The sequence below is a fragment of the Duganella sp. GW822-FHT06D06 genome, from assembly GCF_058799615.1.
The window spans coordinates 26889-51694 of the sequence record NZ_JBXALQ010000007.1 but is presented as its reverse complement, the minus strand read 5'-3'; the positions used below and the strand labels follow the sequence as shown (position 1 = coordinate 51694).

26 protein-coding genes are annotated in these 24806 nt (G+C 63.2%); 9 read left to right on the top strand and 17 right to left on the bottom strand.

Going from position 1 to position 24806, the window contains the following annotated elements:
- Positions 1-7 precede the first annotated feature (7 nt).
- From AC1RMD_RS14730 to AC1RMD_RS14720, 3 genes are all read left to right on the top strand, one after another.
- Positions 8-481 (top strand): MarR family winged helix-turn-helix transcriptional regulator, encoded by a 474-nt coding sequence (locus AC1RMD_RS14730; protein ID WP_116991930.1) that lies wholly within the window; start codon positions 8-10, stop codon positions 479-481.
- Positions 478-759, top strand: a complete 282-nt coding sequence (locus tag AC1RMD_RS14725) for a hypothetical protein (RefSeq protein WP_020700711.1) — start codon at positions 478-480, stop codon at positions 757-759. The genes AC1RMD_RS14730 and AC1RMD_RS14725 overlap by 4 nt, the downstream gene beginning before the upstream one ends.
- 84 nt (positions 760-843) lie before the next feature.
- Entirely contained in the window at positions 844-1680 is an 837-nt protein-coding gene (locus tag AC1RMD_RS14720; protein WP_492927411.1) for an HDOD domain-containing protein, read from the top strand.
- 162 nt (positions 1681-1842) lie between these two features.
- Here the strand turns inward: AC1RMD_RS14720 and AC1RMD_RS14715 are convergent, their stop codons facing one another.
- From AC1RMD_RS14715 to eat, 6 genes are read right to left on the bottom strand one after another with little or no spacing between them, the layout of a single operon-like run.
- A complete protein-coding gene (locus AC1RMD_RS14715; protein WP_492927410.1) occupies positions 1843-2460 on the bottom strand; it encodes a glutathione S-transferase family protein in 618 nt (205 codons plus the stop codon).
- Between the two features lie 60 nt (positions 2461-2520).
- A complete protein-coding gene (locus tag AC1RMD_RS14710) occupies positions 2521-3216 on the bottom strand; it encodes a helix-turn-helix transcriptional regulator (RefSeq protein ID WP_332855009.1) in 696 nt (231 codons plus the stop codon).
- Positions 3217-3260: 44 nt separating this feature from the next.
- Entirely contained in the window at positions 3261-4106 is an 846-nt protein-coding gene (gene eutC, locus AC1RMD_RS14705) for an ethanolamine ammonia-lyase subunit EutC (protein WP_492927409.1), read from the bottom strand.
- Positions 4107-4117: 11 nt separating this feature from the next.
- Positions 4118-5509 carry an ethanolamine ammonia-lyase subunit EutB gene (locus AC1RMD_RS14700; protein ID WP_492927407.1) on the bottom strand — a complete coding sequence of 464 codons (1392 nt, stop codon included), beginning with the start codon at positions 5507-5509 and terminating at the stop codon, positions 4118-4120.
- A 28-nt stretch (positions 5510-5537) separates the two neighbouring features.
- The gene (locus AC1RMD_RS14695) at positions 5538-6359 is read right to left on the bottom strand and encodes a TorF family putative porin (RefSeq protein WP_492927406.1); all 822 of its coding nucleotides are present in this window, start codon (positions 6357-6359) and stop codon (positions 5538-5540) included.
- A 35-nt stretch (positions 6360-6394) separates the two neighbouring features.
- Positions 6395-7774, bottom strand: a complete 1380-nt coding sequence (gene eat, locus AC1RMD_RS14690; RefSeq protein WP_492927405.1) for an ethanolamine permease — start codon at positions 7772-7774, stop codon at positions 6395-6397.
- Positions 7775-7980: 206 nt separating this feature from the next.
- On the opposite strand from eat, the gene AC1RMD_RS14685 reads away from it, so the two are divergent.
- Positions 7981-8898: a helix-turn-helix domain-containing protein gene (locus AC1RMD_RS14685; RefSeq protein WP_492927404.1), complete on the top strand. Its 918-nt coding sequence runs from the start codon at positions 7981-7983 to the stop codon at positions 8896-8898.
- Here AC1RMD_RS14685 and AC1RMD_RS14680 read toward each other — a convergent pair.
- Positions 8891-9424 (bottom strand): chromate transporter, encoded by a 534-nt coding sequence (locus AC1RMD_RS14680; RefSeq protein ID WP_492927403.1) that lies wholly within the window; start codon positions 9422-9424, stop codon positions 8891-8893. The genes AC1RMD_RS14685 and AC1RMD_RS14680 overlap by 8 nt on opposite strands.
- Positions 9421-9975, bottom strand: coding sequence for a chromate transporter (locus tag AC1RMD_RS14675; RefSeq protein WP_492927401.1), 555 nt, complete (start codon positions 9973-9975; stop codon positions 9421-9423). Before AC1RMD_RS14675 ends, AC1RMD_RS14680 begins: the two co-directional genes overlap by 4 nt.
- A gap of 92 nt (positions 9976-10067) precedes the next feature.
- Here AC1RMD_RS14675 and AC1RMD_RS14670 point away from each other — a divergent pair, with 92 nt between their 5' ends.
- The gene (locus AC1RMD_RS14670) at positions 10068-10955 is read left to right on the top strand and encodes a LysR family transcriptional regulator (RefSeq protein WP_492927400.1); all 888 of its coding nucleotides are present in this window, start codon (positions 10068-10070) and stop codon (positions 10953-10955) included.
- 253 nt (positions 10956-11208) lie between these two features.
- A complete protein-coding gene (locus AC1RMD_RS14665; protein WP_492927398.1) occupies positions 11209-11688 on the top strand; it encodes a hypothetical protein in 480 nt (159 codons plus the stop codon).
- A gap of 310 nt (positions 11689-11998) precedes the next feature.
- Here the strand turns inward: AC1RMD_RS14665 and secF are convergent, their stop codons facing one another.
- From secF to queA, 5 genes are all read right to left on the bottom strand, one after another.
- Positions 11999-13021 carry a protein translocase subunit SecF gene (gene secF / locus AC1RMD_RS14660; RefSeq protein WP_492927397.1) on the bottom strand — a complete coding sequence of 341 codons (1023 nt, stop codon included), beginning with the start codon at positions 13019-13021 and terminating at the stop codon, positions 11999-12001.
- 12 nt (positions 13022-13033) lie between these two features.
- Positions 13034-14896, bottom strand: a complete 1863-nt coding sequence (gene secD / locus AC1RMD_RS14655; RefSeq protein WP_492927396.1) for a protein translocase subunit SecD — start codon at positions 14894-14896, stop codon at positions 13034-13036.
- Positions 14897-14961: 65 nt separating this feature from the next.
- Positions 14962-15297, bottom strand: coding sequence for a preprotein translocase subunit YajC (gene yajC / locus AC1RMD_RS14650; RefSeq protein ID WP_020700692.1), 336 nt, complete (start codon positions 15295-15297; stop codon positions 14962-14964).
- A gap of 126 nt (positions 15298-15423) precedes the next feature.
- Complete coding sequence (tgt, locus tag AC1RMD_RS14645; RefSeq protein WP_492927394.1) at positions 15424-16563, bottom strand: tRNA guanosine(34) transglycosylase Tgt; 1140 nt, start codon at positions 16561-16563, stop codon at positions 15424-15426.
- A gap of 8 nt (positions 16564-16571) precedes the next feature.
- Positions 16572-17600, bottom strand: a complete 1029-nt coding sequence (gene queA / locus AC1RMD_RS14640) for a tRNA preQ1(34) S-adenosylmethionine ribosyltransferase-isomerase QueA (protein WP_492927393.1) — start codon at positions 17598-17600, stop codon at positions 16572-16574.
- 129 nt (positions 17601-17729) lie between these two features.
- On the opposite strand from queA, the gene recG reads away from it, so the two are divergent.
- The gene (recG, locus tag AC1RMD_RS14635) at positions 17730-19796 is read left to right on the top strand and encodes an ATP-dependent DNA helicase RecG (RefSeq protein ID WP_492927392.1); all 2067 of its coding nucleotides are present in this window, start codon (positions 17730-17732) and stop codon (positions 19794-19796) included.
- Positions 19797-20005: 209 nt separating this feature from the next.
- Here the strand turns inward: recG and AC1RMD_RS14630 are convergent, their stop codons facing one another.
- From AC1RMD_RS14630 to pyrC, 4 genes are all read right to left on the bottom strand, one after another.
- Positions 20006-21223: an MFS transporter gene (locus tag AC1RMD_RS14630; RefSeq protein WP_492927391.1), complete on the bottom strand. Its 1218-nt coding sequence runs from the start codon at positions 21221-21223 to the stop codon at positions 20006-20008.
- 71 nt (positions 21224-21294) lie between these two features.
- The gene (locus AC1RMD_RS14625; protein WP_492927390.1) at positions 21295-22290 is read right to left on the bottom strand and encodes a Gfo/Idh/MocA family protein; all 996 of its coding nucleotides are present in this window, start codon (positions 22288-22290) and stop codon (positions 21295-21297) included.
- A 44-nt stretch (positions 22291-22334) separates the two neighbouring features.
- A complete protein-coding gene (locus AC1RMD_RS14620) occupies positions 22335-23132 on the bottom strand; it encodes a DUF3025 domain-containing protein (RefSeq protein WP_492927388.1) in 798 nt (265 codons plus the stop codon).
- 3 nt (positions 23133-23135) lie between these two features.
- Positions 23136-24188, bottom strand: a complete 1053-nt coding sequence (gene pyrC / locus AC1RMD_RS14615; protein ID WP_492927387.1) for a dihydroorotase — start codon at positions 24186-24188, stop codon at positions 23136-23138.
- Positions 24189-24303: 115 nt separating this feature from the next.
- Here pyrC and AC1RMD_RS14610 point away from each other — a divergent pair, with 115 nt between their 5' ends.
- Both AC1RMD_RS14610 and AC1RMD_RS14605 read left to right on the top strand, forming a co-directional pair.
- Positions 24304-24546 carry a type II toxin-antitoxin system Phd/YefM family antitoxin gene (locus AC1RMD_RS14610; protein ID WP_492927386.1) on the top strand — a complete coding sequence of 81 codons (243 nt, stop codon included), beginning with the start codon at positions 24304-24306 and terminating at the stop codon, positions 24544-24546.
- Complete coding sequence (locus AC1RMD_RS14605; protein WP_492927384.1) at positions 24543-24806, top strand: Txe/YoeB family addiction module toxin; 264 nt, start codon at positions 24543-24545, stop codon at positions 24804-24806. Before AC1RMD_RS14610 ends, AC1RMD_RS14605 begins: the two co-directional genes overlap by 4 nt.

Here is a 24806-nt window from a genome sequence, read left to right as displayed (position 1 = left end):
ACGGTCTATGGGTGAACGATTTTTGAAAAGCATCCGGCTGCTGGCCGATTGCTTACAGAGCTACGAACGGCTCTCTGGCCAGTACGTGCGCCAGAGCGGCTTGACGCACGCCCAGTTCGATATCATCGCCACGCTGGGCAATACGCCCGGCATGTCCTATAAAGAATTGGGCGACAAGACGCTGATCACCAAGGGTACGCTGACCGGCGTGATCGAGCGATTGGAACAAAAAGGGTTGGTGGAGCGTCAGCGCAACGACTGCGACAAACGTTCCTTCTTTGTCCGGCTGACGGCGGAGGGCGAGCAGGTGTTCTGCACGGTCTTCCCGGCGGTCGTCAAGGAAAGCGGAAAAGTGTTCGCGCATTACAGCGAAGACGACTTCGCCGCCCTTGAAAAAACCCTGAGCGATCTTAAAACTGTCATCATGGCCGGCCATACCGAATGCCCGTCCACCTGCGACTCAACCAAGGAAATCATTTGAAAACGACTCTGCTCGAAGGCAAAAAGCCTGCCAAGTTCGACAAACACATCATCGGCAACCTGCTGCTGAACCAGTCCACCCCTGACGAAGTCCGCCAGGAAAAGCTGATCATCGGCGTGCGCAACGAAGACGGCGAGATCTACCGCCTGATCGGCGCGACCAAGCACAACAGCTTCATGAACGCCATCGAAGAACTGTTCGACCTGGGCCTGACCGACGAACTGCAAGACACCGACGCCACCCAGGACGGCTGCGACGCCATCTTCAGCGAGCAATAATCCACCAAGGCGGCCTGTTGTGCCGCAGAAAAGTATTTTCAGAAGAAGTGCCACACGGCAATATTCCGGGTATAATTTTTTGCAATGGACAGACTCGACGCCTTCAAGACCATTGCTGCTCAGGCGAGCCGGGGGGAGCTTTCGTTCCCGGCCAACGTCAACGCCTCGCTGCGCCTGCAGCAGGCGCTGAGCGATCCCGATTGCCACGTCGAGGCTGCAGCCAAGCTCATCCAGGCAAACCCGTTGCTGGCGGCGCGCAGCGTCGCCATCGCCAACTCGGTGGCCTACAACCGATCCGGTACCGAAATCTCCAGCGTGCGCGCGGCCGTGCAGCGGCTCGGCGTGCGCACCCTGCAATCGCTGGTGGCGGCGCTGATCGTGCGCCAGATCGGCAGCCAGGTCACCGATCCCGTTCTGCTGGCCAAGATCAACCAGCTGTGGGAACACACGGCGCACGTGGCGGCCCTGTCGCAGGTGATCGCGCGCCGCGTCACGCACGTCGACCCGGATACGGCGCTGTTTGCCGGCATCATGCACGAGGTGGCGGGCTTCTACATGCTGTCCTGCGCCGGCGACTTCCCTGAAGTGATGGAAGGCGAGCCGGAGGATTGGGTCGAGCACGGCGAAGTGGAAATAGGCCGCGGCGTGATGACCAAGCTGGACGTGCCGGATGGCGTCTGCCGGGCGATCGAATCGATGTGGGTCGGCCTGCGCGCGCTGCCGCCGGAAACCCTGGGCGATACGCTGCTGCTGGCCAACGATCTGTCGCCGGTGCATTCGCCGCTGTACCAGCGTCCGGGGGCGACCACGCTGCAAAGCGCGCGCACCATCGACTTCGTGGTCGGCGAAGGCACGCTGCACGCCATCATGAGCGAATCGGCGCAGGAAGTGCAGTCGCTGTACGCGGTGCTGATGCTATAGCGTCGTCATTCCCGCCTGCGCGGGAATGGCGGGTAAAAAAAAGCCCGCTGGGGAGCGGGCAAAGTCCAAAACTAGGGATCTCCTCCAGAGGAGACAAGTTCAGAATACCCTCCCCACCCCGTCCGCTCTGTGCGCCAGTTCACATATGGACACAAGTTTCCATCACCATACCGGTTCCGTTTGTTTCCACGCGTCCAGCTGCTGAATGCGGGCTAACCACGCCATCATCTTCGGATATTGAGTGACGGGCAACTTAGCTTGCTCGGCGTACATCAACGGCGCGGCCACCGCGAAATCCGCCAGGCTCAGCTTGTCGCCCACCACCCAGTCGCGGCCCGCCAGGTGCTGCTCCAGCACGGCGCCAAATTTCGCCACCAGCCGCGCGCCCCGGTCCAACTCGGCCTGGTCGGGAAGGCCGCTGCCGGTGATGCCCTTCCAGATATTTTCCCAAACGATGATGCCCAGCGCCGGCGAGAAATGCTGGCATGCCCACAGCAACCAGCGGTTGATGTCGGCCCGCACCATGATGTTGTCCGGGTACAGCGTCTGGCCGTGGGTGCGGTCGGCCAGGTATTGCATGATGGCGCAGGATTCCCACAGGATGAAGTCGCTGTCCTGCAGCACCGGCACCATCGAATTGGGATTGAGCGTCTCCAGCCGGCGCCGGTCTTCCTGGCTCATCAGGTTCACTTCGGTCACTTCCAAAGGCGTACCCATGTGCAGGGCCGCCAGCATGACGCGGCGCGAGTTGGACGAAGCGGGGTGGTGGTATAAGCGCATGGCAGTCTCCGATGAATGAGTTGAGGACTTCATCGTACGACCGGCCCGCGACAGTTTTTGTCAGTAGTCTTCGCGCAGGTTGTGTTGCTGGCGCCAGGTCTTCAGCAGGTCGCTGCGGCGGGCCGGATAGCGCACGCCCAGCGACTCCACCTCCGCGATGCGGTCGATGCGGAAATGGCGGAAGGCCATGCGCAGCTCGCACCACGCGGCCAGCAAGCGCTTGCCCTCCATGAAAGCCAGCGCGAACGGCCACACCACCCGCTCCGACGGTTTGCCGTGCTCGTCCTGGTAGGCCATGCGCAAGCGGTGCTGGTAGCGGATCGCCTCGCGCACCGGGCGCACGTGGACGTCGCTGGCGGTGTCCTGGTCCTGGTACAGCGGCACCCACAGGCTGGTCTCGGCCATGTCGTCGCGCAGGTCCTTGGGCGAGGCGGCGGCGATCTTGGCCAGCGCGTTGTTGGCGGCGGCGGCCAGCGCCTCGTCGCCCTGCCTGCGCACCCAGCGCGCGCCCAGCACCAGAGCCTCCAGTTCGTCGGCGCCGAACATCAGCGGCGGCAGGAAGAAACCGGCCTTGAGCATGTAGCCGACCCCGGCCTCCCCCTCCAGCGGCGCGCCCAGGCCGGACAAGGTCTGGATGTCGCGGTAGATGGTGCGTTCGGATACGCCCAGCTGCTCGGCCAGGCGGGCGGCGGTGACGGGACGGCGGTAGCCGCGCATCGCGTCCATCAACAGAAAAAGTCGGCCGGTACGGCTCATTGTCGCTCTCTCGCTAGTCGGTCGGCGGGACGTCCGCCCGCCGACTAATCGAGGTCGAGCAGGAAGTTGCGCTGCGGCGCGTCCAGCAGGGTGTTGTCGGTGGCTGTTTCATCCTTCAGCGCGACACCGGACAGCTGCCGATGGCGCGATTCGGACAGCAGGTAGTGAAGCTTGAAGGCTGCGTCATTGTAGGTCAAACCCGCCGGACGCACATTCGAGATGCAATTGCGGGCGGCGTCGGTCAGGCCGGTCTTCGGCGCCCAGGTCAGGTACAGGCCCATGCTGTCCGGCGAGCTGAGGCCGGGACGTTCGCCGACCAGCACCACCACCGCGCGCGCGCCCAGCAACTCGCCCACCTCGTCGCCCACCGCCACCCGTCCCTGCCGGACGATGGACAGCGGCGCCAGCGACCAGGATTCGGCGGCCAGGCGCGCCATCAGCACGTTCAGGAAGGGCAAGGCGTTCTGTTCGATCGCCAGCGCCGACAAGCCGTCGGCGATGACGAAGGCCAGGTCGTAGCCGGCCGCATCGCGCTGGCGCTCCAGCAGCGCCTGGCGCGAGCTGTCATCCAGCCGGCGGCCCAGGTCGGGGCGTTGCAGGTAAATGTCGCGACTGGCTGCTGCGCTGTGCAGCGCCAGGCAGGGCAAGCCGCTGGCGGCTTGCAAGGCGTCGCCCAGCGCGGCGTGATCGAGCGCCAGATGCACGGCGTCGCGCGCGCGCGCATGGGCCAGCTGGAATTCCAGTTGCGGCGCGGTCGGCTGGCTGACGCCGCTGCGTCCCAACGCGATGCGGGCCGCCGTGAAGCGCCGCAGCGACTGCCACGGATTGCTCGTCACCACGCTGTCGTCGCCAACCGGGCTGGCCGGAAGCAGGTGCTCGTCGTCGTTCATACGGATTTCCATTAGTTCAAGCTAGACAGCGCTCGTTGGAAGGACGCCGGCAGCGCTTTGCCCAGTGTAACGTAATCGTCGCGGGTGAAGATTTCCATCTCCTTCAGCCAGGCTTCGAATTCCGGCGCCGGCTTCAGGCCCAGCACGCGGCGCGCATACAGCGCGTCGTGGAAGGACGTGGTCTGGTAGTTGAGCATGATGTCGTCCGAGCCGGGAATGCCCATGACGAAGGTGCAGCCGGCCGTGCCCAGCAGGGTCAGCAGGATGTCCATGTCGTTCTGGTCGGCCTCGGCGTGGTTGGTGTAGCAGACGTCGCAGCCCATCGGCAGGCCCAGCAGCTTGGCGCAGAAGTGATCCTCCAGCCCCGCGCGCACGATCTGCTTGCCGTCGTACAGGTACTCGGGGCCGATGAAGCCGACCACCGAATTGACCAGCAGCGGCTGGAACTTGCGCGCCACCGCATAGGCGCGCGTCTCGCAAGTCTGTTGGTCGACGCCGTGATGGGCGTTGGCCGACAGCGCGCTGCCCTGCCCCGTCTCGAAGTACATCACGTTGTTGCCCACCGTGCCGCGCTGCAGCGACAGCGCCGCCTGCTGCGCCTCCGCCAGCAGGGCCAGGTTGATGCCGAAGCTGGCGTTGGCCGCCTCGGTGCCGGCGATCGACTGGAACACCAGGTCGATCGGCGCGCCGCGCTCGATGGCGGCGATGGTGTTGGTCACGTGGGTCAGCACGCACGATTGCGTGGGGATGCCGTAGCGATCGATGATCTCGTCGAGCATGGTGACGATCTTGATCACCTGCGGCACGTTGTCGGTGGCCGGGTTGATGCCGATCACCGCGTCGCCGCTGCCGTACAGCAGGCCGTCCAGCACGCTGGCGGCGATGCCGGTGGCGTCGTCGGTCGGGTGGTTCGGTTGCAGCCGCGTCGACATGCAACCCGCCAGGCCGATGGTGTTGCGGAAGCGGGTGACCACGCGGCACTTCTTCGCCACCAGGATCAGGTCCTGGATGCGCATGATCTTGGAAACGGCCGCCGCCATCTCCGGCGTGATGCCGGGTGCGACGGCGGCCAGCACAGCCTCATCGGCGGCGTCGCCCAGCAGCCAGTTGCGGAAGTCGCCCACGGTCAGGTGGGCGATGCGGGCGAAGGCGACGCGGTCGTGATCGTCGATGATCAGCCGCGTCACCTCGTCCTGCTCATACGGCACCACCATCTGGTTCAGGAACAGCGACAGCGGCAGCTCGGCCAGCGCCATCTGCGCCGCCACCCGCTCCTCGGCGCTGGCCGCCGCCAGCCCCGCCAGATAGTCGCCGGATCGCGCCGGCGTCGCCTTCGCCATCAAGTCCTTCAGGTCGCGGAACTGATATGTCCTGCTGCCTACCGTATGTGCAAAACTGCTCATTGCCGTCTCCCGATGCTGCCGGTGTAACCTAGAAATTGCGCGAGGCCGTCACGACCAGGCGCTTCTGTGCCACGTTCTTGCCGCTGCCGTCGGCGTTGAAGAAGGTCCACAACGGCGTGCCGTTCTTGCTGGCGTCGCCACTGTTGTAGGTGCCCGCCGCCGATACCGCCCAGCTGTCGAAGGTCTTGGTCACGCCAGCCTTGACGTCGAAGAAATTGAAATCGCTCATATTGCGCACTTGCTGGCGGCCCGCGTGCAGGTTCAGCACCAGGCCCGGCATCAGTTCGGGATTCCAGTTCACTTCGGCGTAGGCGGTGCCGCGCGTGTTGGCCAGCTTGCCGCTATCCGGCTGCACCGCGAAACCGAACCAGTACTCGCTCAGCGCCACCCAGGCGTAGGCGTTGAAGGCGCCGATATTCACGCCCAGCTTGGCCTCCTGCGTATGGTACTTGATGTCCTTGCCGCCTGCCGCATAGTGCGCGCCGGGATACCAGTAGGTGACCAGGCCGGCGTCGATACTGCTGTCCGCGCTGAGCGGATAGCGATAGCCGCCGTAGACGTCGATCTCCGAACCGCTGCCGTTGTTATAGGCCGCGTGCGAAACGCCGGAGCCGAACAGGCCGAGGTAGAAGCCGCTGGCATGGGTGAAGTCCAGCGTGGCTTGCGCGGTCGGCTTGGCCTGCGTCTGCGAGATGCCGCGGAAAATATAGTCGGACACCAGCGTCACGTTGCCGGTGTTGGTCCAGTCAGGCGCGGGCGCTGCCGGTGCTGCGTCAGCGGCCGGCGCGCTGCCTGCCGCGCAAGCCAGGCATGCGGCCGCGGCCAGCAGGGAGAAAATGGATTTGGACATGAATAGTGCTCCGTTGATGTGAGTTAGACGACGGGTTAGACAGCGTCGAACGCCGCGTGCTGCTGACGATTGCCCTTGGTGGCCAGGAAGAATGCATAGCCGACCGCCATGAAGCCGACGAACACGCCAAAGATCAGCGGGTTGTAATAGATCATCGTCACCAGGCAGATCAGCGCGCCGACCAGCGCAATCGCCGGGAACAGCGGATAGAACGGTGCGCGGAAAGGACGGACCATGTTCGGCTCCGCGCGGCGCAGCTTGAACAGGCTGAGCATGCTGAGGATGTACATGGTGATGGCGCCGAAGACCGACATGGTGACGATGTTGGCGGTCAGGGTCTGGCCGCCGATCTTGATCAGCTCGTCGCTATAGATGGCAGCGATGCCGACCACGCCGCCCGCAAGGATGGCGCGGTGCGGCGTCTTGAAGCGTGGGTGGATCTTGGCGAAGTAGTGCGGCAGGTAGGCCTCGCGGGCCAAGGCAAAGATCTGGCGCGAATAGCCCAGGATGATGCCGTGGAAGGAAGCGATCAGGCCGAACAGGCCCAGCCACACCAGCATGTGCAGCCAGTTGCTGTTCTCGCCGACGATGATCTTCATTGCCTGCGGCAGCGGATCGTTGATGTTGGCCAGCTTGGTCCAGTCGCCCGCGCCGCCGGCAAACACCATCACGCCGATCGCCAGCAGCACCAGCGTAATGATGCCGGCGATGTAGGCGATGGGGATCGAGCGTTTCGGATCCTTGGCTTCCTCGGCGGCCATGGCCACGCCTTCAATCGCCAGGAAGAACCAGATCGCAAACGGAATCGCCGCGAACATGCCGGGGATAGACGCGATGCTGAAGCTGTCCTGTCCCGACCAGCCGCCCTTGACGAAGTTCGCCATCGAGAAGCCCGGCGACACCACGCCCATGAACACCAGCAGTTCAAAGATGGCCAGCAGCGCCATCAGCAACTCGAAGGTCGCCGCCACCTGCACGCCGACGATGTTGAGTGTCATGAAGACGACATAGGCGCCGACCGCCGCCGTCTTCGGATCGACGGTGGGGAACTGCACATTCAGATACGCGCCGATCGCCAACGCAATCGCCGGCGGCGCGAACACGAACTCGATCAGGGTGGCCGCGCCGGCCAGGTAGCCGCCGGTCGGGCCGAAGGCGCGCTTGCTGTAGGCGAACGGGCCGCCCGCATGCGGGATCGAGGTGGTCAGCTCGGTGAAGCTGAAGATAAAGGTGGTGTACATGGCCGCGATGAACAGCGCCGTGATGGTAAAGCCCAGCGTCCCCGCCGAGGCCCAGCCGTAGCTCCAGCCGAAGTACTCGCCCGAGATCACCAGGCCTACCGCGATGCCCCACAACTGGAAGGTGCCTAGCGACTGTTGCAGCGCCGGTTGCCCGGCCGCCTGTTTTGCATTCATGTGATTCTCCCTAAGGTAAAGCGCGTCTGGTATGGAAGTTGCAGCAGAATCGAGTATAGGAGCGAGCCAATTGCCAGCGTTATCGAAAATCGGCAAACTTGCGAGGGGCTGGCGTCCAAGGGAAGAAATAACAACAGCGGGAGAAAAATAATATGCACCAGACTGCGACAGAGTTGTTACACAGTGCGCCAGATTTGCGCACTGTGATGGCGCACGACGCCGACGAATTGGCCAGCAAGCTCACCAACTGGCAACAAAGCTACGACCAGATCAGCGCCGGCCTGTTCCACGGTGCGCTGACCGAACTGCGCCTGCCGCAGCTGCAAGTATTCCGGGAAAGCCTGAGCCAGTCGGTGCGCCAATCCTGCCGCGTGTGGCCGGACGCCATCTGGTTCGGCCTGCCCGACCACGGCGCCGGCACCCGCATCAACGGCCGCCAGACGGCCGCCGACTGGATCATGGTGCAGCCGGGCAACGTTGAGTTCGAACTGGTAACACCGAGCGCCTACAGCATCTTCGGCATCGTCGCCAGCCGCGAGTTGCTGGTCGAGACGGCGCGGCGCTATGGTTGCCAGATCGACTGGCAGCGGGTGCAGTCGGCCGAGCTGTTGCAAGTCGATGCGCAGGCCCAGGCCAAATGCCTGCGCATCCTGTCGCAGCTGCTGCCGGCCGAGGGGGAAAGCACCGCGGAAGGTGCGACGCAGTGGCAGGAGCTGGTGCTGTCCACCCTGCTCGACATGCTGGACCACAGCTGCGTGGAGCCGGCGCTGGCCGCCAGCCTGCAACGGCGCCGCCACGTGGTCTCGCTGGCGCGCGAATACATCATGGCGCACCGCAGCGACTCGATCACGGTGCCGGAGCTGTGCGAACGGGTGCACGTGAGCCGCCGCACGCTGCAATACTGCTTCGAGGACGTGCTGGGCATGAGCCCGATGCTGTATCTGCGCATGGTGCGCCTGAACGGCGTGCGCCGGCAGTTGCAGGACGGCGGCGCCATCGGCGACGTGGCCGGCTCCTGGGGCTTGAGCAACTTCAGCCAGTTCTCCAGCGACTACCGCAAGCTGTTCGGCCACTGCCCGTCGGCGTCGCTGCGGTCGCGCTCAACGCCGCACTCGCTCAGATAAGGCCCAGCGTTCCGGCCAGCGCACCGGCCGCGATCAGTATCACCGGATTGATCCTGGAGCGCAGCAGTATCAACGCCGCCAGCACCGTCAGCACGTCGGCATGCCAGTCGACGTTGGAGATCCGGGTGAACAGCCAGGCGGTGGCGGCCAGGAAGCCGATCGATATCGGCGCGAAGGCATCGCCCAACGCTTGCGTCAATCGCCCGCCGGCATGGCGTGCCTGCAAGCGGATCGCGCCCAGTGTCAGCAGCGTCGAGGGCCCCAGCACCGCCAGCGTGGTGAAGATGGCGCCCGCCCAGCCGGCGATCAGCCAGCCCACCAGCGAGACGAACAACAGGTTGGGGCCGGGCGCCGCCTGCGCTATCGCATACGCGGCCGAGAACTGCTCGTTGTTCAGCCACTGCTTGCCTTCGACCACGTAGTGTCCCACCTGTGGCCCTAGCAGCACCACGCCGCCGCCCACCGCCATCAAGGACATCACCGCGATGTGCAGCGATAGTTCGACTACTGGAGATTGCTCGTTCATTTTCTCTCTCCCATCAGGTAAGTCGCGCCGGTACCCAATGGCGCCAGCACGCAGAACACCAGCGCCAGCTGCCATTGCAGCAGACCCAGTCCGATAAAGGCCAACGCCAGCAGGGCCGCCTGCAACTGCGTGCGGCGTTCGCGCCAGTCGGACTTGGCGAACATGGCCTTCGCCATCTTGACGGCGGTGGCGAGGATCAGCCCCGCCGCCACCGCCGCCATGCCGCGTATCGCGTGGCGGAACATCTCGATCTCGCCGAAGCGCTGGTACACCACGCCCAGGGCGATGACCACCAGGAACGGACCGGCGACCATGCCGGCCAGCGCCGCCAGCGCGCCGCCCGTGCCGGCGTAGCGGTTGCCCACCATCAGCGCCACGTTGCAGATCGTCGGGCCGGGCAGCATCTGGCTGGTGGCGAGATACTTCGCGAACTCCTCGGCCGTGAGCCACTTGTGCTGCTCGACCAGCGCGCGGTAGGCAAACGGCATCACGCCGCCAAAGCCCATCAGCGCCAGCTTGGAGAACACCAGGAAAATTGTTGAGAGCGGCATGATCTTCTCCTTCGGTTTCAATGGAGCGAATTTTCCGCCTCCATAAAATATTAGTACAATGAATTTATTTAGATCATTCATTCATTTTTCTGATGAAAATAGACATACTCGGCGTGCAGGCTTTTGTCGCGATTGCGGACTTCGGCCGGTTCCAGAAAGCGGCGGAGACGCTGTACGTCACGCAGACCGCCGTCACGCAACGGTTGCGCAACCTGGAGGACTTCCTGGGTGTGAAGCTGGTCGAGCGCACCACGCGTTCGATCGCGCTGACCAGCATCGGCAAGGACTTCCTGCCGCAGGCGCGGCGCTTGCTGCAAGAGCTGTCGTCCACGCTGAACGAGATCCGCGAGACCGGCAAGGCGCAGCGCGGCGACGTGGCGATCGCCTGCGTGCCGACGGTGGGCATACAGTATCTGCCGCAGATCATCCAGGAATACTCGGCGCGTTTTCCCGAGAACCGCATCAAGATTCTCGACCACGCCTCGTCGCGCGTGGCGGAGGCGGTACAGCGCAGGGAGGCGGAGTTCGGCATCGGCCTGGGTGGCGGCATGCATCCCGACCTGGTGTCGGTGCCGCTGATGGAGGATCACTTCGTACTGGTGTGCCGCGACGATCACCCGCTGGCCAAGCGGCGTTCGCTGACGTGGTCGCAGATCCAGCCCTACCCGCTGATCTTCTCGGGCGACGTCAACGGCAACCGCGCGCTGCTCGACAGCTACTTGGGCAGCAAGAGCGCGGAGCTGAACCTGCACTTCCAGTACGACGTGCAGCGCAGCGCAACGGCGGTGGGTCTGGTGGCTTCGGGCATCGCCGCCGCCATCGTGCCCAACCTGGCAATCATCAAAGGCAGCTATCCGCGCCTGCGCGCCATCAAGCTGAAGGAGCCGACCATCTCGCGCCAGCTGGTGCTCATCACCCGCAAGGCCGGCCATCTGTCGCCGGCCGCGCAGGCGCTGTACGACATGATCAAGCCAAAATAAGTACGGTTCTCCACGGATTACCGAGCCCCCCCCTTCAGGCTTCGGTATTCCAAATCACAACTTAGTCTAATTCAGTCTGGTTGGAGCCGAATGTAGCTAATTTAGTCTGAAATTCCCAAGCGATGTCCAAAACGGTCGATGAAGTCCGGTAGCCAAATCTAATTTGGTCGCGTTTTAGCAAGCCAAAGTCTAAAGCGAACCATAGTCCCGTTCCGTGGTCCAACTTATAGACCCCGTTCGAAAGGAATCCATCATGGCATACGAAGCGAAACACCAAATATACCTGCCTCTGCTTGATTTTCAGAATCTGGAATACCATTTGATGGCTACACGACCGGGCGTCAAACCCGATGCCCTTGTCACGGAACTGGTTCAGCGATGGTTAACGATTGAAATGGAGCGGCTCGCGCTGCGCAAGAATGGTCAAGCAATGCGCGGTTTTCAATGGAAGAATATCTTCCTGCCCGACAGAACCAGTTTGCGAACCAGCTACCACGACACCATTGAATTCACCAAGGTAGTCGGCAATCGCATCCTGACCGACGATGGCGAGTCCATCACTCCCTCGCTATTCGCCAATCGCCATGCAAAGGGGCGCAACGCGTGGCGCTTTGTTTGGCTGCGCTTTCCCGGCGACGACTACTGGATCCGTGCCGACAGTTACAGGGCGCGCTTTGCGGAGCAACTACAAAGACGTGCAATACGGGACGTTGATATATCCAGGTCGGTCTAAGCCGTCATGAGGGAGAGTCTAATTCGGTCCTGGGGTTGCTTTGCGAAGACGATTCCGGTCTAGTGAATTTGGCATTCCGGCGATTTCAGTCTAGAAAACTCGGCCCCCCGGAGATTCTGGACGCCATTAGACTGAATCGGCGCGATTTTGATCGAATTAGACTTAACTGCCGAAAGGAATACCCAAACCTCCAGATCCGAGTTTGCTTCCCGCAAATCCGCGAAGAACAATAAAAAAATCCCTCCCCTGCACTGAACGCTATCTTGAGCGCGTCCAGGCTGGAGAGGGATTTTTGAGAAGCTGGTGTCGCTTACACTACAGCGCCATCGGTTTCGTCTTTTTCCTTGATCGGCTTGATCAGGTCTTCACGCTTCACGCCCAGCCACATGGCCACGGCGGCAGCCACGAACACCGACGAGTAAATACCGAAGCAGATACCGATGGTCAGCGCGATGGCGAAGTAATGCAGCGTAGGGCCGCCCAGGAACAGCATCGACAGCACCATCATCTGCGTGCAGCCGTGGGTGATGATGGTCCGCGAGATGGTCGAGGTGATCGCGTTGTCGATCACTTCATGCACCGACGACTTGCGCTGCTTGCGGAAGTTTTCGCGGATACGGTCGAAGATAACCACCGACTCGTTGACCGAGTAACCCAGCACCGCCAGCACCGCCGCCAGCACCGTCAGCGAGAACTCCCAGTGGAAGAAGGCGAAGAAGCCGAGAATGATGACCACGTCGTGCAGGTTGGCGATGATCGCCGCGACCGCGAACTTCCATTCGAAGCGCACGGCCAGGTAGAGCATCACGCCGATGATCACCATCACCAGTGCGTTCAAGCCGTTCTGCGCCAGCTCATCGCCGACCTGCGGGCCGACGAATTCGACTTTTTGCAGCGATACCGCCTCGTTGCCAGCCGCGTCCACGCAAGCGGATTTGACCACGTGTTCGCCCTTGGCGCTGACGGCGTCGATCTGCTTGGGCGAACCCTTCTCGGCCGCGCACAGCGTGGTGAACACCAGCTGCGACGCATCCTTGGAGGTGACGTTCTTCACCACCGGCAGGCGCAGCATGACGTCGTGCGCGGTGCCGAAGCCGGTCACTTCCGGCTGCTCGTAGCCGATCGTCTCCAGCGAGTGACGGATCTGCTCCAGCTTTGCCGGCTGGTGGTACTTCAGCTCCATCACGGTGCCGCCGGTGAACTCCACCGAGAAGTTCAGCGGACGGGTGATCAGGAAGAACACGGCAGCGACGAAGGTCAACGCCGAAATGGCGTTGAACACCAGCGCGTGGCGCATGAACGGTATGTCTTTTTTAATGCGGAAAAATTCCATGTCAGCCCCTGTTTATTTCAGACCCGGTACCCAAACGGTACCGATGGCGAGCGATTGCAGCTTCTTCTTGCGGCCGTACCAGAGGTTGACCACGCCGCGCGAGATGAACACGGCGGAGAACATCGAGGTCAAGATACCCAGGCAGTGCACCACGGCGAAGCCGCGGATCGGACCGGAACCGAACACCCACAGGGCGATACCGACGATCAGCGTGGTCACGTTGGAGTCGATAATGGTGGCCCATGCGCGGTCGAAGCCGGCGGCGATCGCCGCCTGCGGCGTGGCGCCGGCACGCAGCTCCTCGCGGATACGCTCGTTAATCAGCACGTTGGCGTCAATCGCCATACCCAGCGCCAGCGCGATAGCGGCGATACCAGGCAGGGTCAGGGTCGCCTGCATCAGCGACAGCAATGCCAGCAGCAGCAACAGGTTGCAGGCCAGCGCCAGCACGCTGAAGAAGCCGAACATCATGTAGTAGGCGACCATGAAGATGGCGATGGCGGCGAAGCCGTACATCGTCGAATGCAGACCCTTGTTGATGTTCTCGGCGCCCAGTTGCGGGCCGATGGTGCGTTCTTCGATCACGTCCATAGGTGCGGACAGCGCGCCGGAGCGCAGCAGCAGCGCCAGCTCGGCGGAATTCTCGGCGTTGCCCATGCCGGTGATCTGGAAGCTGCTGCCGAATTCACTCTGGATGGTGGCGACCGACAGCACTTCCGGCTTGCCCTTCTCGAACAGCACGATGGCCATGCGCTTGCCGACGTTGTCGCGGGTCAGGTCGCGCATCTTGCGGCCGCCGTCGCCGTTCAGCGTGATGCTGACGGCAGGCTGCTGGTTCTGGTCATAGGTGGCGGTGGCGCTGGAGATGGAGTCGCCGGTGATGACGATATCCTTGCTCAGCACAACCGGCACGTTGCGGCCGACGGTGAACAACTCGGAGTTGAACGGAATCGCCGAAGTCAGCTCGGTGCCAGGAGTGACCGAGTTGTCGGTCATGCGCACTTCCAGCGTCGCGGTGCGGCCGATCACGGCGCGCGCGCGCGCCACGTCCTGCACGCCAGGCAGCTGGACCACGATGCGGTCAGGGCCCTGCTGCTGGATGATAGGTTCGGCCACGCCCAGTTCATTCACACGCTTGGACAGCGTGGAGATGTTCTGCTTGACGCCGTCGTCGATGGTTTGCTTGAGCGCGACCGGCTTCAGCGTGACGGTGGTTTTCAGCGCATCGCCTTCGCCGGAATCGACCAGCTGCAGGTCGGTCATCTGGCCTTGCAGTACGTCCTTGGCCTTCTGGCGGGTGGCGTCGTCGCGGAATTTGATTTCGATGGCGTCGCCCACGCGGTCGATGCCGGCGTGACGCACGTTCTTGTCACGCAGCAGAGTGCGGGACGCGGCCTGGATGCCTTGCACGCGCTTGGTCAGCACGGCCTTGGTATCGACTTGCATCAGGAAGTGCACACCACCGCGCAAATCGAGGCCGAGGTACATCGGCAGCGCGTGCAGGGCTTGCATCCATTTCGGCGTGTCTTTTTGCAGGTTCAGCGCGACCAGGTAGGTCGGATCGGCCGGATCGGCGTTCAGGCCCTTTTCCAGCACCGACTTGGCGCGGAACTGGGTGTCCGGATCGGCGAAGCGGGCGCGCACGGAAGCGTAGGTGCCGGTGCCGTCGAAGGCGACGCCGCTGTAGGCGATGCCGGCGCCCTTGAGCACCTCTTCCATCTTGGCGCCCATCTCGGCCGACATCTTGACGGTCGATTTGCCGCTCGTGACCTGGACCGCAGGCGATTCGCCGTAGTAGTTGGGCGCGGTGTACAGCGCGCCCAGCAGAATGGCGACTACGATCAGTATGTATTTCCAGAGAGGATAGCGATTCATATTGTTCAACGTTCAGTGTTAGGCGTCGGATGCAATAAGGCCCGCGTTACGCGGGCCGAGGCTGATTACAGCGCCTTCAGCGTGCCCTTAGGCAGCAGCATGGTGATGGAATTCTTTTGCAGCGTCATTTCGGCGCCGCTGGAGATTTCGATCGTCACGTACAGGTCGGTCACTTTGGAGACCTTGCCCAGCACGCCGCCGGCGGTCACGACTTCGTCGCCCTTGGCCAGTGCTTCCATCATGGCCTTCTGTTCTTTCGCGCGCTTCTGCTGAGGACGGATCATCAGGAAGTACATCGCGACAAACATCAGGATCAGCGGCAGGAAGCTGGTGAGGTTACCGCCCAGGCCGAGTGCGTCGAGTGGGGAAGCCGATTGGGCGTAAGCGTTGGAAATGAACACGGGTGACTCCGATAATAGTTTGAAAAAATAGCGCTGTATTCTAGCACTGGCCGGAAGGCGCTAGGTCTTCCGGCTATGTGGGTGGCATAAATCTTTTTACAAGACTTACAACACTCTTGGTTAAATTCAGATGCCGCGGCCACGGTCGGCGTGGAATTGCAGGGTCCAGGCGTGGAAACGGTCCTCATCCAGCGCCTCGCGCATCTGGCGCATGATGTCCAGATAGTAGTGCAGGTTGTGGATGGTGTTCAGGCGCGCGCCGAGGATTTCCTGGGTGCGGTTCAGGTGATGCAGGTAGGCGCGCGAGAAGTTGCGGCAAGCATAGCAGGAGCAGGTGCTGTCCAGCGGTTCCTTGTCTTCCTTGTAACGAGCGTTCTTGATTTTCACGTCGCCGAAGCGGGTGAAGATCCAGCCGTTGCGGGCGTTACGGGTCGGCATCACGCAGTCGAACATGTCGACGCCGTTGGAAACGCCGTTGACCAGGTCTTCCGGCGTGCCGACGCCCATCAGGTAGTGCGGCTTGTTGGCCGGCATTTTCGGGCCGACGTGGGCCAGGATGCGCATCATGTCTTCCTTCGGCTCGCCGACCGACAGGCCGCCGATGGCCAGGCCCGGGAAGTCGATCTCTTCCAGCTGGGCCAGCGATTCGTCGCGCAGGTTCTCGAACATGCCGCCCTGGACGATGCCGAACAGCGCGTTCGGGTTCTCGCCGCGATGGAATTCGTCTTTCGACCGTTGCGCCCAGCGCAAGGACATTCGCATCGACTTTGCCGCCTCCTCAAGGGTGGCCGGGCGGTTGTCGATCTCGTAAGGGGTGCATTCGTCGAACTGCATGACGATGTCGGAGTTCAGCACGCGCTGGATCTGCATCGACACTTCCGGCGACAGGAACAGCTTGTCGCCGTTGATCGGCGAGTTGAAGTGCACGCCCTCTTCGGTGATCTTGCGCATCGCGCCCAGCGAAAACACCTGGAAGCCGCCGGAATCGGTCAGGATCGGCTTGTCCCAGCCCATGAAGTCGTGCAGGCCGCCGAACTTGGCCATGACGTCATTGCCCGGACGCAGCCACAGGTGGAAGGTGTTGCCCAGGATGATCTGGGCGTCGATTTCCTTCAGCTCCAGCGGCGACATCGCCTTGACCGAGCCATAGGTGCCGACCGGCATGAAGATCGGAGTCTGGACCACGCCGTGGTTCAGTTTGACTTCGCCGCGACGGGCCTTGGTCAGGCCGCTGCTATCGGTCTTGTGTAGTGTAAATTCCAGCATATTGTTCCTTATTTTGCTCGTGCTTGCGTCGTCAGCAGCATGGCGTCGCCATAGCTGAAGAAACGGTATTCGTTGGCGATCGCGTGGGCGTAGGCCTTGCGGATCTCGTCAAAACCGGCGAAGGCCGACACCAGCATCAGCAGGGTCGACTTCGGCAGGTGGAAATTGGTGATCAGGCGGGTGACCGTCTTGAACTGGTAGCCGGGCGTAATGAACAGCGCGGTATCGGCGCTGCCCGCTTCCAGCTGGCCGCCCTGCGAGGCCGACTCCAGCGCGCGCAGGCTGGTGGTGCCGACCGCCACCACATCCCGACCGGCGGCGCGGGTGGCGCGCACGGCGTCCACGGTTTCCTGCGGCATGGTGTACCACTCGGTGTGCATCTTGTGCTCGGCCAGCACCTCGGCGCGCACCGGCTGGAAGGTGCCGGCGCCCACGTGCAGCGTGACGTAGGCGAAATTGACGCCCTTGGCCTTGAGCTCGGCCAGCAGCTGCTCGTCGAAGTGCAGGCCGGCGGTGGGCGCGGCCACCGCGCCCGGCACCTTGTTGAACACGGTCTGGTAACGGGTTTCGTCGAACGAATCGGCATCGTGCTCGATGTAGGGCGGCAGCGGCAGGCGGCCGTGGGCTTCGATCAGGTCGAACACGTCGGCTTCGAAATGCAGGGTGTAGAACTCGCCGGCGCGCTCGCCGACGGTGACGTCGAAGGCGTCGGCCAGGCGGATCTTGACGCCGGGGCCGGGCGACTTGGAGGCGCGCACCTGGGCCAGCACGGTGCGGCTGTCCAGCACGCGTTCGACCAGCGCCTCGATCTTGCCGCCGCTCTCCTTGACGCCGAAGAAGCGCGCCTTCAGCACACGGGTATCGTTCATCACTAGCAGGTCGCCCGCCTGCAGCTGGCCGACGATATCGGCGAACTGACGGTCGATGATCTGCCCACCGTCCAGGTGCAGCAGGCGGGAGGCGCTGCGGTCTGGCAGCGGGAATTGCGCAATACGCTCTTGCGGCAAGTTAAAATCGAAATCGGAAAGCGAGTACATTTGCGGACTTCTGGAAACTGTTGAAGAAAATTCGGATAGGCCCGAAGGCGGTGCAAGTCGTACAATACCGGCGTTGCTTTGCTGCGGCCAACCCTCTATTTTACGCTAGTGCCCGAAAAACGCTCCAATATGCCTGTTTCAACCTCCAAAACCGTCAAGAAGACAGTCAGCCCGGAAGCCAAGCTGGCCAAGCTGGGTCTGCACACCGATATGGACCTGGTGCTGCACCTGCCCATGCGCTACGAGGACGAGACCCAGGTCATCACCATCGAAGAGGCCCGGTTGCACGGCGGCGATACTTCGCAGGTCGAGGGTTTGGTGGTCAAAAATGAAATCACCTACAAGCCGCGCAAGCAGTTGCTGGTGCATATCGCCGACGAGACGGGCGATTTGCAGCTGCGCTTCATGAATTTCTACGGCAGCCAGGTCAAGCAATTGGCCGAGGGCACGCGGGTGCGCGCGCGCGGCGAACTGAAACACGGCTTCTTCGGCGCCGAGATGGTGCATCCGGCCTACAAGGTGGTCAACGAAGGCGCGCCGCTGCCGACGTCCCTGACGCCGGTGTATCCGTCGGGTGAAGGCCTGTCGCAGCCGATCCTGCGGCGCGCCATCGGCGATGCGATGAAACGGGTCGACTGGACCGATACGCTGCCGGAGCAGTTGCGCGCGCAGATGCAGCTGTCCGACTTCGAGCCGGCGGTGAAGCTGCTGCACCACCCGCCGCAGCAGGTGGACGAGCATGCGCTACTCGACCGCTCGCATCCGGCGTGGACCCGCATGAAGTTCGACGAACTGCTGGCGCAACAGCTGTCGCTCAAGCGCGCGCAGCGTGCGCGCCGTTCCAAGGGCGCGGCGGCGCTGACGGTGATCGGCGCGTTGTCAGAAAGCTTCCAGGCCGCGCTGCCGTTCAAGCTGACCGGCGCGCAGCAGCGCGTGCTGAACGAAATCCGCGCCGACCTGCGCCATCCGTATCCGATGCAGCGGCTGTTGCAGGGTGACGTGGGCAGCGGCAAGACCGTGGTGTCGGCGCTGGCCGCCGCGCAGGCGATCGACAGCGGCTACCAGGCCGCGCTGATGGCGCCGACCGAAATCCTCGCCGACCAGCACTTCCGCAAGATCGCCGCGTGGATGGAGCCGTTGGGCGTCAAGGTCGCGTGGCTGACGGGCAGTCTGAAGAAGAAGGAAAAACTGGCCGCGTATGCGCTGATCGAATCCGGCGAGGCGCAGCTGGTGATCGGCACGCACGCGCTGATCCAGGAGGCAGTCAATTTCGCCAACCTGGGGCTGGTGATCGTCGACGAGCAGCACCGTTTCGGCGTGGGCCAGCGCCTGACCTTGCGCAACAAGGGTGTCGAAGGCGCGGTCCCGCACCAGTTGATGATGTCGGCCACGCCGATTCCGCGCACGCTGGCGATGACCTACTACGCCGACCTGGAAGTATCGGTGATCGACGAACTGCCGCCGGGCCGCAGTCCGATCGTCACGCGCGCCATCGACCAGAACCGGCGCGATGAAGTGATCGAACGTGTGCATGCCGCCGCGCTGGAAGGACGGCAGATCTACTGGGTCTGTCCGCTGATCGAAGAATCGGAAGCGCTGCAACTGCAAACCGCGACGGATACGCACGCGCTGTTGGCGGAAGCCTTGCCGGACCTGAATGTGGGCCTGGTACACGGCCGCCTCAAACAGGCAGAGAAGCAATCGGTCATGGACGCCTTCACCGCCAACGAGATGCAGGTGTTGGTCGCCACCACGGTGATCGAAGTGGGCGTGGACGTACCGAATGCATCGCTGATGGTGATCGAGCATGCGGAACGTTTCGGCCTGTCGCAGCTGCACCAGTTGCGTGGACGCGTGGGACGAGGCTCGGCGGCGTCGGTGTGCCTGCTGCTATACCAAAGCCCGTTGGGAGGGATCGCCAAGCAGCGCCTGATGACGATGCGCGAAACCACCGACGGCTTCGAGATCGCCCGCCGCGACCTGGAGATTCGAGGCCCCGGCGAATTCCTCGGCGCCCGCCAATCCGGCCAGGCGATGCTGCGCTTCGCCGACCTGGAGACGGACGGCTGGCTGGTCGACCAGGCGCGCGACGTCGCCCACGACCTGCTACACGCCAACACCCCCGAAAAAGCCGCCACCATCGAAGCCCACCTGGCCCGCTGGCTAGGCGGCCGCGAAGAGTTCCTCAAAGTCTAGCTGGGGTCAAGTCTGACATTCGGACACGGCCTCTGCCGTAGCAGCTGCTACGGCAGAGGCCGTGTCCGAATGTCAGACTTGACCCCATTGCTAGAAGCACAGGTAGAAGCGGTTGGCGAGGTCCAGCAGGAAGTCTGGCGTCAGGTAGGCCATGAACACCAGCGCCAGCACCACGACGCCGGCCGCGCGCAACAGCCAGGTTTTCATTGCTAGGCCGCCTTCAGGACGCCGCGTTCAAGCGCTCGCTCGTTGATCGGCAGGTTGACCAGGCCGGCCATGATGCTCAACCCAATCGCGATGCCCCAGACGATGTCGTAGCTTCCCAGCTTGGCAAACAGGTAGCCGGCCAGCCACACGCCGATGAAGCTGCCCACCTGGTGCGAGAAGAACACCACGCCCGCCAGCATCGACATGTGCTTGACGCCGAAAATGCCGGCGATGATGCCGTTCGTCAGCGGTACGGTCGACAGCCAGATGAATCCTATCGCCGCCGCAAACACGTACACCGAGTATGGCGTCAACGGCGCCAACAGGAACAGGCCGATGACGACGGCGCGCGTGAAGTAGATCGACGACAGCAGGTGGCGTTTGGGGAAACGCCCGCCCAGCTTGCCAGCGTAGTACGAGCCGAAGATATTGAACAAGCCTATCAGCGCCAGCGCCATCACCGCCACGCCCGGGCTGACAATGCCTTTGTCCTTCAAGTACGCCGGCATGTGCACGCCGATGAACACCAGCTGGAAGCCGCATACGAAATAGCCCGCCACCAGCAACAGGAAGGAGCGGTTGCCCACCGCCTCGCTCATCGCCTCGCGCACGCTTTGCTGCGGACCGCCGCCATGCGCAACCGCCGGCTCGCGCAGGTGGAAGGCCATCGGTATCATCAGCGCCACCACCAACCCGGCCAACAAGTAGAAGGCGTTCTGCCAACCCACCGCAGAAATCAGTTGCTGCTCCACCGGCATCATCAGGAACTGGCCGAAGGAACTGGCCGCGCCGGAGATGCCGAACGCCCAGGACCGTTTCTCCACCGGCGCCACACGCCCAATGATGCCGCTGACCGCGCCGAACGCGGTACACGCCAGCCCCAGGCCAATAAACACGCCCGAGCCAATCACGAACAAGGTGGGATCCTTCACCAGCGCCATCCACACCAGCCCCGCCATGTAGCTGACCGCGCCCACCAGCACCACGCGCATGGTGCCGAAACGGTCCGCCGCCATGCCGGCGAACGGGCCGAACGCGCCCCACAGCAGATTCTGCAAGGCCAGCGCCAGCGAATAGGTTTCACGCGTCCAACCGTTGGCCTGAGAAATAGGTTGCATCCAGAAGCCGAAGCCGTGGCGCACTCCCATCGCCAGCGTCAGGACGACGCCGCTGGCCAGCAGGACGGTTTTAAGCGAGGGAGCGCGAGCGGCGACGAACATGATAGGGACCCTGATTGTGGAAACGATATCTGTCGATTCTAACCAGTTCCCGCAACCCGCGCTGGCGACGCCTAATTATCGGCGCTGTACTTCAGGCCGATCTGCGCGCGGATGTCGTCCAGCGTGCCCATGATGGACAGCGTTTCCTCGTGCGGCATCACCGGGCTTTCGATCAGGCCGGCGCGGATGCAGCGCCCCACTTCCTGCGCTTCATGGGTGTAGCCGTTGCCGCTGCGCGGCAGGTTGATGGTGCGCTCGCTGCGCGAGGCGCCGTCCACCAGCGTGACGGTGATGGTCTCGGTGTTGTGGAAGCGGTCGTGCAGGCGCACGAAGCCCTTGGTTCCGGAGATGGTCAGCTCGGTCGGCGTGCGCGAACGCAGGCTGCACGCGCATGACGATACGCCGCCATCCTTGTGCATCAGCGTGAACGCGGTCTGCATGTCAACGCCGGTGGCGCCCATCTCAGCCTGCGCCTTCACGCCCGTCACAGGGCCGAGGAAGAACGACGACATCGACAAGGGATAGATGCCCAGGTCCAGCAACGCGCCGCCACCCAGCTCCGGTGCGAACAGACGATGCTCGGGTCCCACATCCGCCGTGAAGCCGAAATCAGCGCTGACGTTGGCCGGCACGCCGATCTCGCCGCTGTCGACGATCCGCTTGGCCTCCACCACGGCCGGCATGAAGCGGGTCCACATCGCCTCCATGACGAACAGCTTTTTCTGGCGTGCCAGGTTGACAATGTCTTCGGCCTGGCGGCGATTCATGGTGAACGATTTCTCCACCAGCACGCCCTTGCCGCCGTTAAGGCACATCAGCGAGTTCTCGTGGTGCATGGGGTGCGGCGTGCCGATGTAGACGACATCGACCTCGGGATCGTCGGCCAGCGCCTGGTAGCTGCCATGGAAGCGTTCCGCGCCATGCTCGACGCCGAACTTGGTAGCGCTATCTACGCTGCGCGAAGCAACGGCGGCCAGTTTGGCGCCGGGCGTGTCCTGCAAGGCGATGGCGAAAGCCTTGGCGATCTTGCCGGTGCCGAGTATCCCCCAGCGAATTACCTGCGTCATGGCGTGCTCTTTCTGCCGCGTCGGCGGCGAAGTCGGTTAAAAGGCTATTTTACCGCTGGTGCGCGTTTGGGGCGGAACACGGTTGCGTCGTTGTAGAAAGCATCGTCCTGATCCGGCCACCAGGCCGGCACGCCCAGCGCCTGCATCGGCGTGAAGTCGGCGGTGCTGAGGCCATGTTCGGCCAGGTCGCGCGCCACGGTGGCGTCGATCCAATGGCGGCGGGCGTCGTGGTCCATGGTGAAGAAATCGTCGCCGGCCACCACCACGCGGGTGTGGGCGGTGATCGCCTTGCGCGGCGCGACCAGCTTCTCCATCAGCGCGTGGCCGAACAGCCATACCTGCGCGTCCGGTCCGAAGCTGGCGCGCTGCTCGATGAAGGCGGCGCGCCATTGATGGTCGCGCAGCGCGGCCGTCAGCGCATGGCCGGCGGCGCAGTCGCGCACCACCAGCAGGGCGGCGTTCTCGTCGAAGATGGTGGCGCCGTCGCGCGCGGGACCGCGCGATTTGCCGACGCCGTCCAGCGCGATCTGCGCCGCCTGCAAGGCGTTCAGCTGCACTTTGATGCGCGGGAAGCTCAGCCACACAAGGCCGTTGAAGAAGTCGTGCAGGTTGTCGCGCGTGGGCACGCCGCCGGTGGCGCCGATGAAGGCTTCGTAGGCGGTGCCGTCAGGCAGCGATTCCTGCGGCACGAAGGAGATCGGCAGGTCCAGATGATTGCGCAAGCCCAGTGCAGCGGCTTGCGCGTTGAACGTGTCCATGAAGGGCACGTCCGCTGAAAGCTGGTCGGCCGCAGCGCGGACCGAGTCGTACCAGCGACGCGACCAGTCTATCGCTTGCAGCACTGCTTATGCCATTTTCCAGTTGATGGTTTCGCCGGCGTTGAGCGGCACCACTTGCTGGTCCGCCAGCGGCAGGGTTTCCGGCAGCGTCCACTGCTCGCGCTTGAGCGTGATGGTGTCGGTGTTGCGCGGCAGGCCGTAGAAGGCCGGGCCGTTGAAGCTGGCGAAGGCTTCGAGCTTCTCCAGCGCGCCGGCGCGTTCGAAGGCCTCGGCATACAGCTCCATCGCGTGCAACGCGGTGTAGCAGCCGGCGCAGCCGCAGGCGGCTTCCTTGGCGCCCTGCGCGTGCGGCGCCGAGTCGGTGCCGAGGAAGAAGCGCTCGTCGCCGCTGGTGGCGGCGGTGACCAGCGCCAGGCGGTGTTCTTCGCGCTTCAGTACCGGCAGGCAGTAGTAGTGCGGACGGATGCCGCCCTTGAAGATGTCGTTGCGGTTGTACAGCAGGTGATGCGCGGTGATGGTCGCGGCGATCGGGCCTTCCGCTTCCGCCACGTACTGCGCGGCGTGCTTGGTGGTGATGTGTTCGAAGACGATGTTCAGCGCCGGGAAGTCGCGGCGCAGCGGGCGCATCACGCGCTCGATGAAGACGGCTTCGCGGTCGAACAGGTCGATGTCCTGGTCGGTGACTTCGCCGTGGACCAGGAAGGGCATGCCCACTTCCTGCATCATCTCCAGCGTTTTGTAGCAGTTGGACAGGTCGGTCACGCCGGCGTCCGAATTGGTGGTGGCGCCGGCCGGATACAGCTTGACCCCGTGGACGATGCCGCTTTCCTGCGCGCGCAGGATCTCGTCCGGCGGCGTGTTGTTGGTCAGGTAGAGCGTCATCAACGGTTCAAACTTCATGCCAGCCGGCAGAGCCGCCAGGATGCGGTTGCGATAGGCCTCGGCGGCGGCGACCGTGGTCACCGGCGGCTTCAGGTTGGGCATCACGATGGCGCGGCCGAACTGGCGCGCGCTGTGCGGCAACACGCTGGCCAGGGTAGCGCCGTCGCGCAGGTGCAAATGCCAGTCGTCGGGACGGGCGATGGTGATGCTGTCTGGGATGTGTTCGAGGTCGGACATGGCGGCGGGCTTTCAGGCTATCAATGGCGAATACCGCCATTTTACCTCCTTGCGCCGCTCGCTTGACAGTGCGTACGTTAAGGCGTACGTTTTGATGACCCCACAAGGAGCAGTCATGGATACCATTTCAGCCAGCGACGCGCGCGTACGCCTCTATAACCTGATCGACGAAACCGCCGCTAGCCATGTGCCAATAACGATCACCGGCAAGCGCAACAACGCTGTGCTTGTCTCCGCCGATGATTGGCGCGCAATACAAGAAACGCTGTATTTGCTGTCCGTGCCAGGAATGCGCGAGTCCATCCTCTCCGCACGCGCGGAGCCATTAAGCGACAGCGATAAGGAATTAATCTGGTGAGCTGGCAACTGGTGTACTCCCACCAGGCTCAGAAAGATGCAAAAAAAGCAGCTGCGGCAGGGATGAAAAAGCAAGTGCAGTCGCTACTTGACTTGCTCGCCGACGATCCTTTCGCGCATCCCCCGCCTTTCGAAAAACTTGTCGGTGACCTGGCAGGGGCCTACTCCCGAAGGATCAACATACATCACCGCCTCGTCTACGAGGTTTTCCCGGACCAGCATATAGTTCGCATCCTGCGTATGTGGACGCACTACGGATAG

Bases quoted from the DNA above. Each gene is read 5' to 3' on its own strand.
- AC1RMD_RS14670 (WP_492927400.1), top strand. From the start codon at position 10,068: ATGAAAATAGACATACTCGGCGTGCAGGCTTTTGTCGCGATTGCGGAC.
- AC1RMD_RS14730 (WP_116991930.1), top strand. From the start codon at position 8: ATGGGTGAACGATTTTTGAAAAGCATCCGGCTGCTGGCCGATTGCTTA.
- AC1RMD_RS14680 (WP_492927403.1), bottom strand. From the start codon at position 9,424: ATGAACGAGCAATCTCCAGTAGTCGAACTATCGCTGCACATCGCGGTG.
- AC1RMD_RS14675 (WP_492927401.1), bottom strand. From the start codon at position 9,975: ATGCCGCTCTCAACAATTTTCCTGGTGTTCTCCAAGCTGGCGCTGATG.
- eat (WP_492927405.1), bottom strand. From the start codon at position 7,774: ATGAATGCAAAACAGGCGGCCGGGCAACCGGCGCTGCAACAGTCGCTA.
- secD (WP_492927396.1), bottom strand. From the start codon at position 14,896: ATGAATCGCTATCCTCTCTGGAAATACATACTGATCGTAGTCGCCATT.
- AC1RMD_RS14630 (WP_492927391.1), bottom strand. From the start codon at position 21,223: ATGTTCGTCGCCGCTCGCGCTCCCTCGCTTAAAACCGTCCTGCTGGCC.
- AC1RMD_RS14625 (WP_492927390.1), bottom strand. From the start codon at position 22,290: ATGACGCAGGTAATTCGCTGGGGGATACTCGGCACCGGCAAGATCGCC.
- queA (WP_492927393.1), bottom strand. From the start codon at position 17,600: ATGTACTCGCTTTCCGATTTCGATTTTAACTTGCCGCAAGAGCGTATT.
- AC1RMD_RS14700 (WP_492927407.1), bottom strand. From the start codon at position 5,509: ATGAGCAGTTTTGCACATACGGTAGGCAGCAGGACATATCAGTTCCGC.
- AC1RMD_RS14665 (WP_492927398.1), top strand. From the start codon at position 11,209: ATGGCATACGAAGCGAAACACCAAATATACCTGCCTCTGCTTGATTTT.
- AC1RMD_RS14710 (WP_332855009.1), bottom strand. From the start codon at position 3,216: ATGAGCCGTACCGGCCGACTTTTTCTGTTGATGGACGCGATGCGCGGC.
- secF (WP_492927397.1), bottom strand. From the start codon at position 13,021: ATGGAATTTTTCCGCATTAAAAAAGACATACCGTTCATGCGCCACGCG.
- AC1RMD_RS14610 (WP_492927386.1), top strand. From the start codon at position 24,304: ATGGATACCATTTCAGCCAGCGACGCGCGCGTACGCCTCTATAACCTG.
- AC1RMD_RS14695 (WP_492927406.1), bottom strand. From the start codon at position 6,359: ATGTCCAAATCCATTTTCTCCCTGCTGGCCGCGGCCGCATGCCTGGCT.
- eutC (WP_492927409.1), bottom strand. From the start codon at position 4,106: ATGAACGACGACGAGCACCTGCTTCCGGCCAGCCCGGTTGGCGACGAC.
- recG (WP_492927392.1), top strand. From the start codon at position 17,730: ATGCCTGTTTCAACCTCCAAAACCGTCAAGAAGACAGTCAGCCCGGAA.
- tgt (WP_492927394.1), bottom strand. From the start codon at position 16,563: ATGCTGGAATTTACACTACACAAGACCGATAGCAGCGGCCTGACCAAG.
- AC1RMD_RS14720 (WP_492927411.1), top strand. From the start codon at position 844: ATGGACAGACTCGACGCCTTCAAGACCATTGCTGCTCAGGCGAGCCGG.
- AC1RMD_RS14715 (WP_492927410.1), bottom strand. From the start codon at position 2,460: ATGCGCTTATACCACCACCCCGCTTCGTCCAACTCGCGCCGCGTCATG.
- AC1RMD_RS14685 (WP_492927404.1), top strand. From the start codon at position 7,981: ATGGCGCACGACGCCGACGAATTGGCCAGCAAGCTCACCAACTGGCAA.
- pyrC (WP_492927387.1), bottom strand. From the start codon at position 24,188: ATGTCCGACCTCGAACACATCCCAGACAGCATCACCATCGCCCGTCCC.